Annotated in this window: 21 protein-coding genes; 20 read left to right on the forward strand and 1 reads right to left on the reverse strand. The window is 39.7% G+C overall.

Going from position 1 to position 16,345, the window contains the following annotated elements; all coding sequences use genetic code 11:
* Positions 1-110: 110 nt before the first annotated feature.
* The 20 genes from alaS to BO48_RS01425 all read left to right on the forward strand — a co-directional run bounded on the left by alaS (position 111) and on the right by BO48_RS01425 (position 16,142).
* Positions 111-2,735 (forward strand): alanine--tRNA ligase, encoded by a 2,625-nt coding sequence (gene alaS / locus BO48_RS01330; RefSeq protein WP_496365633.1) that lies wholly within the window; start codon positions 111-113, stop codon positions 2,733-2,735.
* 61 nt (positions 2,736-2,796) lie between these two features.
* Positions 2,797-3,060 carry an IreB family regulatory phosphoprotein gene (locus tag BO48_RS01335; RefSeq protein ID WP_496365634.1) on the forward strand — a complete coding sequence of 88 codons (264 nt, stop codon included), beginning with the start codon at positions 2,797-2,799 and terminating at the stop codon, positions 3,058-3,060.
* On the forward strand, positions 3,053-3,487 hold the full coding sequence (gene ruvX, locus BO48_RS01340) for a Holliday junction resolvase RuvX (protein ID WP_496365635.1): 435 nt from the start codon (positions 3,053-3,055) through the stop codon (positions 3,485-3,487). The genes BO48_RS01335 and ruvX overlap by 8 nt, the downstream gene beginning before the upstream one ends.
* A gap of 3 nt (positions 3,488-3,490) precedes the next feature.
* Complete coding sequence (locus tag BO48_RS01345) at positions 3,491-3,793, forward strand: DUF1292 domain-containing protein (RefSeq protein ID WP_496365636.1); 303 nt, start codon at positions 3,491-3,493, stop codon at positions 3,791-3,793.
* Between the two features lie 67 nt (positions 3,794-3,860).
* Positions 3,861-4,988 (forward strand): endolytic transglycosylase MltG, encoded by a 1,128-nt coding sequence (mltG, locus tag BO48_RS01350; RefSeq protein ID WP_496365637.1) that lies wholly within the window; start codon positions 3,861-3,863, stop codon positions 4,986-4,988.
* A gap of 103 nt (positions 4,989-5,091) precedes the next feature.
* A complete protein-coding gene (locus BO48_RS01355; protein ID WP_496365638.1) occupies positions 5,092-5,712 on the forward strand; it encodes an O-methyltransferase in 621 nt (206 codons plus the stop codon).
* A gap of 9 nt (positions 5,713-5,721) precedes the next feature.
* Positions 5,722-6,345: a uridine kinase gene (udk, locus tag BO48_RS01360; RefSeq protein ID WP_496365639.1), complete on the forward strand. Its 624-nt coding sequence runs from the start codon at positions 5,722-5,724 to the stop codon at positions 6,343-6,345.
* Positions 6,346-6,371: 26 nt separating this feature from the next.
* Positions 6,372-6,848, forward strand: a complete 477-nt coding sequence (gene greA / locus BO48_RS01365) for a transcription elongation factor GreA (protein ID WP_496365640.1) — start codon at positions 6,372-6,374, stop codon at positions 6,846-6,848.
* Positions 6,841-7,554, forward strand: a complete 714-nt coding sequence (locus BO48_RS01370; protein ID WP_496365641.1) for a 5'-methylthioadenosine/adenosylhomocysteine nucleosidase — start codon at positions 6,841-6,843, stop codon at positions 7,552-7,554. Before greA ends, BO48_RS01370 begins: the two co-directional genes overlap by 8 nt.
* Positions 7,555-7,749: 195 nt before the next feature.
* Positions 7,750-8,268, forward strand: a complete 519-nt coding sequence (locus BO48_RS01375; protein ID WP_496365825.1) for a YqeG family HAD IIIA-type phosphatase — start codon at positions 7,750-7,752, stop codon at positions 8,266-8,268.
* Positions 8,269-8,271: 3 nt separating this feature from the next.
* Entirely contained in the window at positions 8,272-9,378 is a 1,107-nt protein-coding gene (gene yqeH, locus BO48_RS01380) for a ribosome biogenesis GTPase YqeH (RefSeq protein WP_496365642.1), read from the forward strand.
* Between the two features lie 2 nt (positions 9,379-9,380).
* Positions 9,381-10,190 carry a shikimate dehydrogenase gene (aroE, locus tag BO48_RS01385; protein ID WP_496365643.1) on the forward strand — a complete coding sequence of 270 codons (810 nt, stop codon included), beginning with the start codon at positions 9,381-9,383 and terminating at the stop codon, positions 10,188-10,190.
* On the forward strand, positions 10,187-10,483 hold the full coding sequence (gene yhbY, locus BO48_RS01390) for a ribosome assembly RNA-binding protein YhbY (RefSeq protein ID WP_496365644.1): 297 nt from the start codon (positions 10,187-10,189) through the stop codon (positions 10,481-10,483). The genes aroE and yhbY overlap by 4 nt, the downstream gene beginning before the upstream one ends.
* The gene (gene nadD, locus BO48_RS01395; RefSeq protein ID WP_496365645.1) at positions 10,480-11,043 is read left to right on the forward strand and encodes a nicotinate-nucleotide adenylyltransferase; all 564 of its coding nucleotides are present in this window, start codon (positions 10,480-10,482) and stop codon (positions 11,041-11,043) included. Before yhbY ends, nadD begins: the two co-directional genes overlap by 4 nt.
* Positions 11,033-11,602, forward strand: a complete 570-nt coding sequence (gene yqeK / locus BO48_RS01400) for a bis(5'-nucleosyl)-tetraphosphatase (symmetrical) YqeK (protein ID WP_496365646.1) — start codon at positions 11,033-11,035, stop codon at positions 11,600-11,602. The genes nadD and yqeK overlap by 11 nt, the downstream gene beginning before the upstream one ends.
* 4 nt (positions 11,603-11,606) lie before the next feature.
* Complete coding sequence (gene rsfS / locus BO48_RS01405; RefSeq protein WP_496365647.1) at positions 11,607-11,948, forward strand: ribosome silencing factor; 342 nt, start codon at positions 11,607-11,609, stop codon at positions 11,946-11,948.
* Positions 11,923-12,669 (forward strand): class I SAM-dependent DNA methyltransferase, encoded by a 747-nt coding sequence (locus BO48_RS01410; RefSeq protein WP_496365648.1) that lies wholly within the window; start codon positions 11,923-11,925, stop codon positions 12,667-12,669. The genes rsfS and BO48_RS01410 overlap by 26 nt, the downstream gene beginning before the upstream one ends.
* 111 nt (positions 12,670-12,780) lie before the next feature.
* Complete coding sequence (locus BO48_RS01415; protein ID WP_496365649.1) at positions 12,781-13,410, forward strand: helix-hairpin-helix domain-containing protein; 630 nt, start codon at positions 12,781-12,783, stop codon at positions 13,408-13,410.
* Between the two features lie 12 nt (positions 13,411-13,422).
* On the forward strand, positions 13,423-13,887 hold the full coding sequence (locus BO48_RS01420; protein ID WP_496365650.1) for a ComE operon protein 2: 465 nt from the start codon (positions 13,423-13,425) through the stop codon (positions 13,885-13,887).
* A 92-nt stretch (positions 13,888-13,979) separates the two neighbouring features.
* Complete coding sequence (locus tag BO48_RS01425; RefSeq protein WP_496365651.1) at positions 13,980-16,142, forward strand: DNA internalization-related competence protein ComEC/Rec2; 2,163 nt, start codon at positions 13,980-13,982, stop codon at positions 16,140-16,142.
* A 3-nt stretch (positions 16,143-16,145) separates the two neighbouring features.
* Here the strand turns inward: BO48_RS01425 and BO48_RS01430 are convergent, their stop codons facing one another.
* A complete protein-coding gene (locus BO48_RS01430) occupies positions 16,146-16,289 on the reverse strand; it encodes a YqzM family protein (protein WP_496365652.1) in 144 nt (47 codons plus the stop codon).
* Positions 16,290-16,345: the final 56 nt, after the last annotated feature.

Genomic DNA, 16,345 nt, shown 5'->3' on the forward strand with positions numbered 1-16,345 from the left:
TCAAACGAATATTTAGAGTGATGGCTATGCCATAACCTGGGTGGTACCGCGGAAACTTCCGTCCCTATTTTTAGGGGCGTTTTTTTATTTTAATTTTAGGAGTGGTTCTTATGAAACAACTGACAGGAAATGAGATAAGAGATTTATTCATACAATTTTTCAAAGAGAAAAATCATATGCTGGAGCCGAGTGCACCGCTCGTTCCAATCGATGATGATTCTTTACTTTGGATCAACTCGGGTGTTGCGACGCTGAAGAAATATTTCGACGGCCGTGTCATTCCTGACAATCCGCGAATTGTAAATGCGCAGAAATCCATCAGAACAAATGATATTGAAAATGTCGGTTTCACAGCAAGACACCATACATTTTTTGAAATGCTCGGAAACTTTTCCATCGGCGATTATTTTAAAAAAGAATCGATTGAGCTTGCATGGGAATTTTTAACGTCTGAAAACTGGATGGATTTTGATGAATCATTACTTTATATAACGATTCATCCTGAGGATACGGATGCCTACAATATTTGGCGCGAGGATATCGGTTTGAGCGAGGACCGGATCATCAGAATCGAAGGCAACTTCTGGGACATCGGCGAAGGGCCGTGCGGACCGAACAGTGAAATTTTCTACGACCGCGGTGAAAGCTACGGCGTGAATGATCCGGCTGAAGAAATGTACCCGGGCGGTGAAAACGAAAGGTACCTTGAAGTCTGGAACCTCGTATTCAGTGAATTCAACCATAACAGCGACGGCACGTATACACCGCTGCCGAAAAAGAACATTGATACAGGCATGGGTCTTGAGAGAATGGCGAGCATCGTCCAGAACGTGCCGACGAATTTCGATACCGATCTGTTTACACCGCTGATCAAGACTATAGAAGAAGTGTCTGATAAATCCTACGGTGTGAGTGACAGTCAGGATATCGCGTTCAAAGTGATCAGTGACCACGTAAGAACGGTCAGCTTTGCGATTGCGGACGGTGCACTGCCGTCGAATGAAGGCCGGGGCTATGTGCTGCGCCGTCTGTTGAGACGTGCGGTCAGATTTGCAAAAGAACTCGGCATCAATGAAGCGTTCATGTATTCTCTCGTGGACACGGTTGGAGATATCATGAAAGGATTTTATCCGAATGTCCAGGAGAAAAGCGACTTTATCAAGGAAGTCGTGAGAAAAGAGGAAGAACGTTTCCTTGCCACATTGGATGAGGGCATACGTATTTATGAGTCCTTTAAAGCTTCCGTTCAGGACACGACGGGCGTCATATCCGGGGAAGATGCGTTCAAATTATATGATACGTACGGCTTCCCTTATGAATTGACTAAAGAATATGCAGAGAATGACGGTCTTGAAGTGGATGAGCAGGGCTTTTTTGATGAGATGGCCAAACAGAAAGAGCGTGCGAGAAATGCGCGTAAATCGAGCGAATCCATGCAGGTGCAGTCAAAAGTACTGTCCGACTTTACAACGCCGAGTCTCTTTACAGGATACGAGTCCCGTAATGAAGAGGCAGAACTTCTATTACTCGTCAAGGATGATGAATCACTCGAATCCTACGACGGAGGAGAAGTGGTCGAATTGATATTTGATAAGACACCTTTTTATGCAGTGAGCGGCGGTCAGATCGCTGACTACGGCACAATAAAAAGTGATACTGCAGAGCTTGAAGTTGAAGCGGTGTACCAGGGGCCGAACAAACAGAATGTGCACCTGGCAAAAGTGGTGAGCGGTACTGTGGAAGTTGGTTCCACATATAAATTGAGTGTGGATGCAGAAAAACGCAGCTTTATCGTCAAAAACCACTCTGCAACACACCTGATGCATCAGGCGCTGAAAGATACGATCGGTGAACACGCCAATCAGGCTGGTTCACTGGTCGAAGCTGAAAAACTCCGTTTTGACTTTTCTCATTTGAATCCTTTGACCGAAGAGGAAATCAAAACGATCGAAGACTCGGTGAACGAAAAAATATATGCAGGCCTGAATGTTGAAATTTCCGAAATGCCGATTGCAGAAGCTAAGGAAAAAGGGGCAATGGCGCTTTTCGGTGAGAAATATGGAGATATCGTACGTGTGGTCGATATGGATGATTACTCTGTGGAATTGTGCGGCGGTATCCATGTAGTGAATACGGCGGATATAGGATTATTCAAAATCGTGTCTGAAACAGGTGTCGGTGCAGGAATCAGAAGACTGGAAGCAGTAACGAGCAAGTATGCCGTGGAATACTACCAGGAAAAAGAAAGTCAGCTGCAGGAGATTGCAGGGATGCTTAAAGTTAAAGAAGATAACGTCCTCCGTAAAATCAACCAGCTGAATGACGAAAAATCGGAACTGAAGCAGGAAATCAAAGAACTGAAATCCGCGTCTTCCAAAGACAAGCTTTCAAATATCGATAACATTAAACAAAACATTGACGGCACAGATGTCATCGCAACAGAAGTCAGTGCAAAAAATGCAAAAGAGCTGAGAGCGATAATGGATGACATCAAATCTGCAAATCAGGATGCGGTCATCGCACTTGGAAGTGTCAATGAAGGCAAAGTATCACTGGTCGTAACCGTCCCTAAAGAACTGACAGACAAGTTCAAAGCGGGCGAAATAATGAAAGGCATGGCCGAACGTGTAGACGGTAAAGGCGGCGGCCGTCCGGATATGGCCCAGGGCGGCGGTACGAGCCCTGACAATTTAACAATTGCATTACAATTCGTTAACGAGTATATTACTATCTAACTTATATAGGATATAAATGATACAATGGTGACAAATCAATAGGGAGTTAGGAGTGCTTTTTGTGGGACAATTTGATGAGACTGTTAAATTTAATGTAGATGAAACCCGTGCCAAACACGTTAAAGAGATATTGACCAATGTGTATAAGACTCTTGAGGAAAGAGATTACAATCCTATCAACCAGCTGGTCGGATATCTTCAAAGTGGTGACCCTGCGTATATTCCCCGCCAAAATGAAGCGAGAAACCAAATCCGTCACGTCGACCGTGATGAAATTATCGAAGTGCTGGTAAGAACTTATATCAACCGTGAAATAAATGAGTAAAACTTTAGGCCTCGATGTCGGAACAAAGACGATCGGTGTCGCTATCAGCGACGCTTTCGGATGGACTGCACAAGGTTTGACCACCCTGAAAATCGATTATCATGATGAAAAGTACGGTATGGATGAACTGAGTAAAATAGTCGAAGAGCATAATGTATCATCAATCGTAGTCGGTTTGCCGAAGAACATGAATAATTCCATCGGCGAAAGTGGTGAACGTTCATTAAATTTCAGTGAAATACTTGCGAATCATATCCCAAATGTTAAAATAATCATGTGGGATGAACGTTTGAGTACTGTCGGTGCGGAACGGACACTGCTCGAAGCCGATGTATCGCGCAAAAAACGTAAGGCTGTAATAGATAAAATGGCGGCAGTCTTTATTTTACAGGGTTATTTAGACCAACCCATTAAAGGAGAGCTATAAACTATGTCTCATGAAATGAATTTTAATCACGATGAAGAACTTTTAACTTTATTCGATGAAGAAGAAAACGAGGTATTATACCGTAAGATGTTGGAATTCCATCATCCAGAATTCAACAAGGATTATATAATCCTTGCGGAAGAAGGCAATTTTAATGATGAAGATGGAGACATCGAGTTGATCCCGATGATTAACGTACCGGATGAGGACGGTGACGGCGGGAAGTTCCTTCCTGTGGAAACAGATGAAGAGTGGGACATGATTGAAGAAATTGTAAATACTCAAATGGATGAACCGGAAGAGTAAAAATACAGATGATTCAAAATAGCTTCCAATAAGATTGGAAGCTATTTTTAAAGAATAGGAGTCTTATATGAGTAGATATGATGACATTAGATTTTCAAAAAATGTATCTTCTTATCTGTCTTTAATTATTATTGGTGTTTTAGCAATCGGTGTTATCATCATTTCCATAATTGCTTATCTTTATATAACATCAATAGGTGACCCCCTGGATGCCAATTCTGAAGAGACTGAAGAAATTGTGATTGATTCGGGAACTTCGGCAGGTATGATTGGTGACCAGTTGGAAGAACAGGGAATTATAAACAACGGCAGAATGTTTGAAGTATACTTAAGATTGAACAGTATTACGAACTATCAGGCGGGCGAATATGAATTGTCCCCTTCAATGGACTTTGAACAGATTGCCCGCACACTGGAAACAGGCACCGTCTATCAGGAAGTGCTGCACAGGGTGGCGATCCCTGAAGGGTATTCTGTTGAACAGATTGCAGAGCAGTTCAGCCAGAATCTGCCTATTGCTGAGGACAGATTTTTAGAGCTGATGGAAGACAGGGAATTCATTGAATCACTTATAGAAGAATACCCTGAGATGCTGTCTGAAGAAATTCTGGATGAGGATATAAAGTATCCACTTGAAGGCTATCTGTTCCCGGCGACATATGACATTACAGAAGAAGAGCCGTCAATTGAAAGCCTGGTCAGAAAAATGCTGGATGCGACAGAGGTAAACAGTTATCCGATATATAATTCAGTGGATGAGTATACAATCAATTTTGAAGGTGAATCCCAAGCTCTGTCATTTCATGAGTTTCTGACATTCTCATCATTGATTGAGATGGAGGCAACATCGCTTGCCGACCGGTCCATGATTGCCAGCGTATTCATAAACAGGATGGCAGAACAGCCGGCAATGCCGCTGCAGACTGACCCGACAGTATTATACGCACTGGGTGAGCATAAGGAACGTACATTATTTGAAGATCTGGAAGTGGAAGATCCTTATAATACGTATATACATGCCGGCCTGCCACCGGGTCCGATCGCTTCTCCGGGTATCGAGTCGATTCAAAGTACTCTGAACCCGAGCAATACGAATTATTACTACTTCCTGGCAGACAGTGAAGGCAATAATCATTTTGCCGAAACCTTTGAGGGGCACACACAGAACAGGGAAGAATATATCAATAATCAGTAAAATAATCTTTTCAAGTAAAGATTAATATGTTAATATATTTATTAATGAATACACAACTGATAACTTTTGTTATCAGTTGTATTTTTTGTATGTGGTGATAGAAATGAATATTGAGCAGTATGTAAAAGATTTGAATGCCGTACACGAACTGTACCCGGAAATTTACAGCTATGCTATGGAACATCATGTGCCCATCATTGACGGTGATGCTTTGTCAGTACTTAAGCATCTCATTAAGATGTCAGGTGCCAGGACGTATTTGGAGATTGGAACTGCAATCGGTTACAGTGGGCTGCATCTCTTGTCAATCTTCGAAGATTCCCGGCTGATGACCATTGAAAAGCAAAGCGAAATGTTCGATATCGCCAGACAGAACTTTGAAAAACACAAAGTGAATAAGAGAGTCGATGCTTATCTGGATGATGCAAAAACAATAGATTTATCCATAGATGAAAAATCGGTGGATCTTTTATTTATCGATGCTTCAAAAGGCAACAATCAGCACTTCTTTGATAAATACAGTCCATTCGTTAAAGATGACGGTTTAATCGTCGTTGATAATATACTTTTACGCGGACTGATTACTGAAGACAACATAGAAAATAAAAACAAAAGAAAATTAAAAGAAAAAGTAGATTCATTTAATCAAAATATGAGCAACAGCGACTATGCCACTTCCTTTCTACCGATAGGAGACGGGCTATTAGTTATTTCAAAAAGTTAGGTGTAGAAAATGAATAAGCCGACAATCATTGGCATTGCAGGAGGTACCGGTTCCGGTAAAACTTCTGTCACCAAGAAAATTATATCTTCATTGGAAGAGCACGATATCACTTTGATTGAGCAGGATTTTTATTATAAAGATCAAAGTCATAAGACGATGGAAGAACGTCTTGAGACCAACTACGATCATCCGTTCGCATTTGATAATGATCTTTTGATCCAGCATGTTAAATCATTAATCAACAGGGAAAGTGTGGAACTGCCGACATATGATTATGTGAACCATACAAGAAGCGACAAGACGATAAAGGTTGAACCTAAAGATGTAATCATCGTTGAAGGCATTTTTGCGCTGGAAAATGAACAGTTAAGAGATCTGATGGATGTAAAAATCTATGTGGATACCGACTCGGATATCCGTATATTACGGCGTATGTCAAGAGACATCAAAGAACGCGGACGGTCCATGGAATCTGTAATCAATCAATATCTCTCGGTTGTAAGACCGATGCATCTACAGTTTATCGAACCGACAAAACGCTTCAGTGATATCATCATCCCTGAAGGCGGCGAAAATATTGTTGCTATCGATATAATCACTACAAAAATAAGAAGTCTTATCAAAAAAATATAACTGAAAGTTTTACGGAGGTTTTAATAATGACAACACAAAAAGAATACCCAATGACAGAAAGTGGATATAAACAATTACAGGAAGATCTTGAATACCTGATCACAACAAAAAGACCTGAAGTGGTTGAAAAAATAAAAGTCGCAAGAAGTTTTGGAGACCTTTCAGAGAACTCCGAGTACGATGCTGCAAAAGATGAGCAGGGCTTTGTTGAGCAGGACATCACAAGAATTGAAGAGATGATCCGCCATGCGAAAATCATCGAAGATACGAATGATAACAATTCAGTACAACTTGGAAAAACTGTAACGTTTACAGAATTGCCTGACGGTGACGAAGAGAAGTACCAGATAGTCGGCAGTGCAGAAGCAGATCCGTTTGAAGGTAAAATCTCAAATGAATCACCGATTGCGCAGTCTCTCCTTGGTGCTAAGCTTGATGAAGAAATCAATGTACCGCTGCCAAACGGTTCCAGCATGAAAGTGAAGATCGTTTCAATTGACTGATAAAGGTGTAAAGCCTGTTGTCGGTGTCATCGGTGCGATGAAAGAAGAAGTTGAAATACTGAAGCAGTGGATGGATATTTCCAAAACCGAATCGATTGCCCACACTGATGTGTATGTCGGCACTCTTGATTCACAGCCGATAGTTCTTGTGGAAAGCGGTATCGGCAAAGTGAACGCAACATTGATCACATCATTGCTGATTGACAGATACAGTGTTGATCTGATTGTCAACACAGGTGTCGCCGGTGCACTGTCCAATGAACTGGATGTAACCGATATGGTTGTTTCCACTTCAGTCGTGCATCATGACGTGGATGCGATGGAATTCGGCTATCAGTTTGGACAGGTACCGGGCATGCCGGCTTCATATGAAGTGGATAAAAACCTGTTCGATAGAGCGATTAAAGTACTCGGCAGTAATCAAACGGTAAAAGTTTTCAGCGGTCTGATTACAAGTGGAGATTCTTTCATTGCGGACAGCAGCCAGAAAGCATCCATCATCAGCAGCTTCTCCGATGCGCTTGCAGTCGATATGGAATCAGCGAGTATCGCTCAGACATGTCATCAGTTTAATGTGCCGTTTATTATCATCCGTTCAATATCGGATAAAGCGGACCAGTCTGCAGATATGACTTATGATGAATTTTTAAAGAAAGCTTGTATAAATTCTTCGGAAGCTGTAAAATTATTGTTAAATGAACTGTAATGTGGAGGGACCTTAATGACTATACTGATGGTATTATCAATTATAATTACTGTTGTAATTGGATATCTTGTTTACCGGGATACTGAAACTGAAGATAATGATATTATTGAATAAATAAAAGCACCTTAAATTTTAAGGTGCTTTTATTAATGTGATAAACTATAATAAATCAGTTAAGAGAGGAAAGCATTGAAAGTGATAAAAAAATACTTCCTACCAACTTCATATGTTGATAATTTTACAAATATTACTCCGGCCAGAATGAACCAGCTCGATGTCAGAGCTGTAATTATAGACTTGGATAATACATTGGTCGGCTATGATGAAATGGATGCAAATGAAAAAGTGATAAACTGGTTCAAAATGATGAATGACAATGGTTTCAAAGTAACAATAGTATCAAACGGCAAGAAAAAGAGAGTCAGTGAATTTGCAGACCCTCATGACATCGATTATATATTCAGTGCACAAAAACCTTTAACAAAAAACTATAAAAAAGCAATCCGGTTGATGGGTGTGCCAAAAAGGGAAACCATCATGGTCGGTGATCAGCTGATGACTGATATTTTTGGCGCAAACCTGATCGGTATAAAAAGTATTCTGGTGATTCCTGTGAAAAGTAAGGACGGTTATGCGACACTGTTGAACAGAAAGATTGAAGGCATAATCATGAAATACTTTAGAAAAAAAGGATTACTGGTCAAGGAGGACTAATTATTGACTGAAGTAAAATGTATCGGCTGCGGAGCCGTATTACAATCTGAAGATAAAGATAAAAAAGGCTATATACCTGCAAGCGGACTGAACAGGGAAGATGCAGTATGCAGAAGATGTTACCGCCTGAAGCACTATAACGAAATCATGGATATAGATGTGGACTCCGGGGAGTTCCTGACGATGCTGAATTCACTGTATGAGACGGATGGTTTAATCATCAAGGTGATTGACGCATTTGACTTCAATGCAAGTCTTATCCCGTCATTCAACCGCATCGTCGGTGATAAAAAAGTTATTGCCGTCATCAATAAAATTGATCTGTTACCTAAATCTACAAACACTGCCCGCCTGATCCACAGAGCCAAACATATGCTGAAACAGAACGGCATTACTGCAGTGGACACTATAGCAATCAGTGCCCTTAAAAATGAAGGGCTGGACAAATTGACCTCCCTGATGCAAAAGCATTCGAAAAAACAGGATGTATATGTAGTCGGAACGACGAATGTCGGGAAATCGACGCTCATCAATCAATTAATCAAGATGACGAGCGGTGAAAGCAATGTCATCACGACGAGCAGATTCCCGGGCACAACACTCGACTTGATAGACATTCCGATGGATGATGACACGTTCATATATGATACTCCGGGTGTAATTGTATCCAGTCAGATGGCACATTTCGTAAATGCTGATGAGCTGAAATACATTACGCCATCAAAAGAAATAAAACCGATGACTTTCCAACTCGAGGCCGGTCAGACATTATTCCTGTCCAATCTGGCGAGGATTGATTTCGTGAATGGCGAGAAGAGCAGTTTCAGTGTATACTCTTCCAATCAGATTACCGTTCACAGAACAAAACTATCCAAGGCAGATGAATTTTATGAAAAACATTATAATGGACTGCTCGCACCTCCAGAAATTGATGAACCGATTTTGTTAAATGATAAGAAGGAGTTCTCATTCAAAGTGACAGAGGACAGTGATATCGAAATCAGTGGTTATGCTTTCATAAACGTACAGACCGGAACAGAAGTGGTTGTTCATGTACCAAAAGGTGTGGAAGTAAATATCAGACCGACAATATTCAAAGGTGGTTTATAACAATGAATTTTGCTGTAATTGGGTCTCCAATTGAGCACACGTTATCCCCGGCAATACACTCTGCCAATTTCAATTCATTAAATTTAGACGACACTTACCGTGCACTGCATATCACGTCTGAAGATCTCGACCATATAAAAGATATCATCAGGCAGTATGATCTGAACGGTTTCAATGTGACCATACCGCACAAGGAAACAATTATGGGACATCTGGATTTTATTGACCAGAGGGCAATAGAAGTGAATGCGGTCAATACTGTACTCGTCAAAGATGACAAGCTTTACGGCTACAATACCGATGTCACAGGCTATAAACAGGCTTATACAGACCGTTTTGGCACAAAAAAGCGCAATATACTCATATTGGGTGCAGGCGGTGCTGCAAAGGCCGTCTATCGTGCGCACAGCGAACTTGAGGACGACATCACCATTTATGCAAGGCGCGAAGCGAGTTTTGAGACATTCACAGACCAGAACTTTGAGAAATTATCATCACTTCAGAATTTGGAAAGTTTTGATGTCATCATCAATACAACACCGATCGGCTTAAAAAATGAGGACTTGTATGATGTGATGTCTTTATCCCGTGAGAATATTACTGAAGATACTATAGGAATAGATTTGATTTATAATCCGGCAAACACACCATTCCTGCATGGGTTTGAAGATTTGAATGCCATGAACGGACTGTCCATGTTGGTTAACCAGGCAATCCACGCCTTTGAAATATGGTATGATAATAAGTTTGAAGGGGATTATACTGCTGTATATGCAGCTTTAGATAAAAAGTTTGGAGGTGGCGAGAAATGACGAAGTTAACATCAAAAAATATTAAACAGTTAAAAAAAGAATCCCATCATTTAAACCCTATTTTCCAAGTCGGTAAAAATGGTGTCACAGATAATTTTATCGAACAGATTGATGATGTATTGGAAAAGAGGGAACTGATCAAAGTCTCTGTCCTGCAGAACTGTCTTGAAGATAAAGATGTCATTGCCGAAGAAATCAGCAGGAATACAGAGAGCAATATTGTCAGTATCATCGGTAATACAATTATAATTTACCGGGAATCTAAAAATAATAAACAGATTGAACTGTCATGAAGGTAGGTATTTTCGGCGGGACTTTTGATCCGATTCATGTCGGGCACATCATTTCCGTGCTGGAAGTTAAAATTACTTTCGGTCTGGACAAGGTAATGTTTATCCCTGCAAGGCAGTCACCGCATAAGGAAACTATGCCGGCAGGCAATAAAGAGCGGACCGATATGATAGAAAGAGCGATTAGCGGATATGACGGCTTTACAATGGATACTTTTGAAATCGACAGGGACGGGAAAAGTTTTACGTACGATACTGCGAAATATTTGAAAGACCAATATCCTGGCGATGAACTTTATTTTCTGATGGGGACGGATCAGTACGAAAGTTTCGACAAATGGCATAAAAATGATGAATTAATCGACATGATGAATTTTATCGTAATGATGAGACACAGTGATGATATGGAAATATCAGCACCTTTTATACGAGCAGATCAGCTTGTTGTGGAAGTTTCTTCTACACTCGTTCGTACACGCATTAAAGAAGGGCTGCCTTATAAACATTTCCTGAATGAGGCTGTGTATGAATATATTAAGGAGAATGCATTATATGAAGCATAAAAAGGCACTTAACCTGATAGAGGAAAAATTACCTAAAAAAAGATATGCCCACTCTGTCAGAGTGGCTGAGACGGCTGTGAAGCTTGCTGAAATATTCCAGGCTGACAGGGACAAATGTTACCTTGCGGGCATACTGCACGACTACTCAAAATACGATGAGCTGGGTGATATGTATCAGTATGTCACCAAATACAATCTGGATCCGACGCTGCTGGCCTTCAACTCAGAGCTCTTGCACGGGCCTGTCGCAGCAACAAAAATGAGGTTTGAGCATGGTGTAAAAGACGAAGACATTTTTTATGCAATCTCCAGCCACACTTCCGGTCGTGCACAGATGCTTTTGACTGAGAAGATTATTTATGTGGCAGACTTTATCGAACCGGCACGCACTCAAAAAGGCGTGGATAAAATCAGGGAGATTATATTTGAGGATAAGAAATTGGATCTTGCGATATATGAAATTACGAGATTGACTCTAAAACAATTATTGAAGAAAAACCGACCGATTTATAATAGAACGATTGAATGTTACAACTATTATAATATGGTTAAGGAGTGAAAGAATGAATAGTGAAGCACTACTCGAAAAAATGGTTGAAGCATGTGATGATAAGCGTGCTGAAGATATTATGACCTTTGATGTCAAAGAAACAAGTACAGTTACAGATTACTATATCATCTGTCACGGTAACTCAGGGCGACAGGTTCAAACGATCGCGGATGAAATAAAAGATCTTGCAAAAGACCTTGATATCGAACCTTTAGTGGAAGGTTACAATGAAGGAAAATGGATTTTATGTGACTTGAATAATGTCATTCTGCACGTTTTTCACGGTCCTGAAAGAGAATACTATAATTTGGAACGGTTATTCAAAAATGGTGAGCACATTGACAACAGACAATAATCGGGATAAGGAAGTTCTTGGTCATTTTTACAATGAACTTACCTATGATATACCTTACAATCTGTGGCTTGATATAATTGAGCATTTTAAAAATAAAGACCAATCTGTTCTGGATATCGGATGCGGCACAGGCAGTCTGACAAGACGGATGAACTTTAAGACAAAGTATGGAATGGATATCTCTCAATCAATGCTTGATATTGCGCGCCGCCATAATGATGATATCAATTATTTTCAAGGGGATATGAAAGAATTCAAACTTGATGGGACATTCGATATGATTGTCGCTACTGTTGATGTGCTGAATTATTTGAAGGATAAAGATGAATTCATAAAAACTTTGAAAAATATTTATGACCATATGAATGATGACGGTGTTTTTATATTTGATATACACAGTAAATATAAAATGCAAAATGATTTTAACAATATGGTTTACACCGATGATACGGAACACGTCACCTACATCTGGCATGCAATTCAAGGGGAGGCGCCGCTTTCTGCAGTGCATGAAATGACTTATTTTGTGAAAAATGAAAATGATATGTATGACAGAGTGGATGAAGAATACACTCAAAGGACATATGAGCATAAAGAAGTAATTAAAATGATAGAGAAAGCAGGATTGTACCTTGACACTGCTTTCAGTGATTTCGATATAAATCACTCTGTGACCACCGTTTGTGACAGAAATTTCTATATCGTCAAAAAGGCTTTGTAACGAATAGTTACAAAGTTTTTTTGAATTAATTAATTTATTTGCAAAAAAAATAAATCAAAAACGGCATTTTCCTCCTAATAATAGTAAAGGGATATTTTAAGGAGAGATAAAATGCTTAAACATTATTATGAAAAGTACAAACAATTCATTCCGCTCATCGGTATCACTTTTGTGATTTTGATCATTGCCATATTTGTTGTGAACCTGGTGACTGCTGAAAATTCAATGACTATCAATGAGCCTCCAGTAAACGCTCTGGAGGTGATGGAAGAGTCTGAGGCGGATGAAGAACCTGCCGTTGCCGGCCTTTCAGAATACGTATTTGTGGAAGTGAAGGGCGCCGTTGAAAATCCGGGTGTTTATGAAGTCCCATCCGATGCAAGAGTGACGAACGTTTTAAGTATGGCTGTAGTTTTGAACAGCGCTGATTTGATAACGGTGAATCAGTCTGAAAAGGTCAGGGACGAAATGGTCATCTACGTGCCTGAATATGGTGAGATAGAAGATGGCAGCATGATACCCCCAGAGGATTCCGCTGAAGATGAAGTGCATGTAAATATAAACACTGCATCGATTGATGAATTGACCCAGTTGAACGGCATCGGCGAAAAGAAGGCACAGCTCATTTTGGATTACCGCGAAGAAAATGGGCTGTTTATGACCAAAGAGGATTTAATGAATATATCCGGCATCGGCGAGAAAACTTTTGACAGTTTGGAAGCATATATTACAATAGACTAGAAGGTGGGATAATTGATGAGAATTGACTGGCATGAATATTTTTTAGCACAAAGCCATTTATTGAGATTAAGATCTACTTGTGAACGATTGAAGGTCGGTGCACTGATTGTCAAAGACAACAGGGTAATTGCAGGCGGATATAACGGCTCGGTTTCAGGTGAAGATCACTGTATCGATGTCGGCTGTTATGTAGAAAACGGCCACTGTATACGCACCATTCATGCAGAAACAAATGCACTGCTGCAATGCTCGAAATTTGGTGTTTCCACTGAAGGGGCGAGTGTTTATGTTACTCACTTCCCATGTATTCATTGCACCAAATCAATGATTCAGGCGGGTATTAAAAACATCTTTTACGCTGAAGACTATAAAAATCATCCATATGCGATGGAATTATTGGATAAAACGAAAGTTAACTATACTAAAATCGAAATCGATTTACATAAAGTAGCCAGTTATTTTGAAGATTTCAAATGATTATGTTCTTCGTCTTTTTGTCCATCATCATAGGATATATATTAGTGATAAGCCCATTTTTGGGCTTATTTTTTTTGCTTTTATTATGTCTTATGTGCCATAGGAAAATTGCGAACAAAGTTTATATGTTTCTATTTTTATTTATAGCAGCAGTGAGTATGCTAGTTGCTGCGCATCCCGGTGACGCTGCACCTGTGGACGATATTGATGAACTGAAAATTATTGATTATAAATACTACCGCGATGAAATTCATTATATAACAGAAAATGACGGTCTGAAGTTTGATTTGTTCGTTGAAGAAGGCGGCAGGGTTGAAATCGGTACTGTATGCACCGGAAACTTTACTGTTGCCGAAATTAATGGACAGCGGAATTTTTTAAAGCGCAGCGATTACATGCAATTGACGGTAAATCAGATAAGCGGCCGTATTTATGAAAATACACTGGAAGGCAAGGATTGTAGGGCCGGAGAAAAGAGCTTTAAGATGGCGATTGCGGAATTGAGATATAAGTACATTGATAAATTACTCAAATATACTTCATATGATTACAAGTTTGATCTCTTGACACTCAGCATAGGTAATAAAAGTTATATAGAGAGTGACTTCTTTGATTCACTACAGAAACTGGGCATATATCATCTTTATGTTATTTCAGGTACTCACGTGGCGTTCATCAGTGCATTCTTATACTTCGCATTCCGAAAGATGAGGCTGACATTGAGAGCTATTAAAATACTGCTGATAATATCACTGTTGTTGTTTCTTTTAATAAACATTTTTAGTCCCAGTGTTTTCAGGGCTGTATTTATGGCTGTGCTCCTGATTGTTACTTCTTTTTTCAATAAAAAACCATACATGACGATCATCTCTTTATCCGCCATTATACAAATACTGTTCAACCCGTATATTGTATTTCATGCAGGATATCAACTATCTTATATCACGACTTATTTCATTCTTCTTGCCAGACCGTTCATACAAGGGCAAAAGGCATTTATACAACTGTTGCAGCTCACATTGATTTCAGAAGTGTCAACGCTGTTGGTCATCCTTATACAATTCAATGAAATCAGTATAAGCGGTCTAGTCATGAATTTATTTTTCGTGCCGTTATTTTCAATTGTCATATTTCCAATGGTCATTCTGTTCCAGGCAGTAATGATTTTGCCGAAAATAGATGTGATCGACAATTTTTATCATCTTATTTTTACATTTCTGCAGGAGATGATTTCTTATTTAGCCAACCTCATCAAACACAGGTATGCAGTGAAAAATCTGCCGGAAACTATTTACATACTTATTGCTGTAATGACTTTTCTAATCGCTCGAAACATATGCAGACTGGATTATATTAAGGTGATTGTAATTAGCCTGGGACTGATGATCACGGTATACGCATCAAATGTTATCGACAGGGATGATTTTACATTTACAATGATTGACATCGGACAGGGTGATGCTTTTTTGATAGAAGATCATAAAAATGATCAGGCTGTAATGATTGATACCGGCGGTGTATTTACATTCGATGACCGGGAATCCATGCTGGCTGAAAAAACCGTACTACCGTATTTGAAAGAGCGGGGGATTGATAATATCGAACTTTTAATTTTAAGTCATATGGATATCGACCACGTCGGTGAAGCAAAAGATATTATAAATAATAAAAATGTGAGGAATTTAATGGTCAACATGGATGATCCAAAATTTAACGAATGGTCTGAGGAGATTATGGAAGACGATTTTGGAGGAAATGTATTGTCTTCAAAAGATATAGAAACATTGACTGTGGGGGATATAATGATTGAAAATCTCATGAGCGGGAGACAGGATGGGTCTGAAGATTCGAATGAACATTCGATTGTTTTAAAGGTCACACTCGGCGAGTATAAGTTTTTGATGACCGGTGATATGACAGTGGCGATGGAAGAATTACTGGTGCACGAGAGGAGAGATATCGGAGTGGATGTATTGAAGCTCGCACATCATGGATCGGACACTTCAACCGGAAGTGCCATTGTTGAAGCTGTCCGGCCGACCTATGCATTGATTTCTGCAGGTGCAGATAATCAATACGGTCACCCGCATCAGGAAGTGCTGGACAGATTGGAAGGTATAAATATATTGAGTACAAAAGATGCTGGAATGGTACAATTGAATATCAAAAGTGATAAACTCTGTGTCCGGGCGAAATTAGATGAATCATTAAATGATTGCACAAAAAAAGAGCTGAACCATCAGCTCTCTAAATAAAATTTACCCGAACAATCTACCGACGATCTCAAATGCATGAGGTATAACGTAGATTGCTGTAAGACCTAGGAACCCGACTACAAAAGCCAAACCGGAGTCCACAACGTCATTATTTTTTGATTGTACATTCTTTTCGAACTTATTCATTTAGAAAACCCCCTAAACTATTCAACATCTATTATAGGATAATTCTCAAATAAAAG

It is taken from the genome of Lacicoccus kunmingensis DSM 17847, from assembly GCF_059568765.1.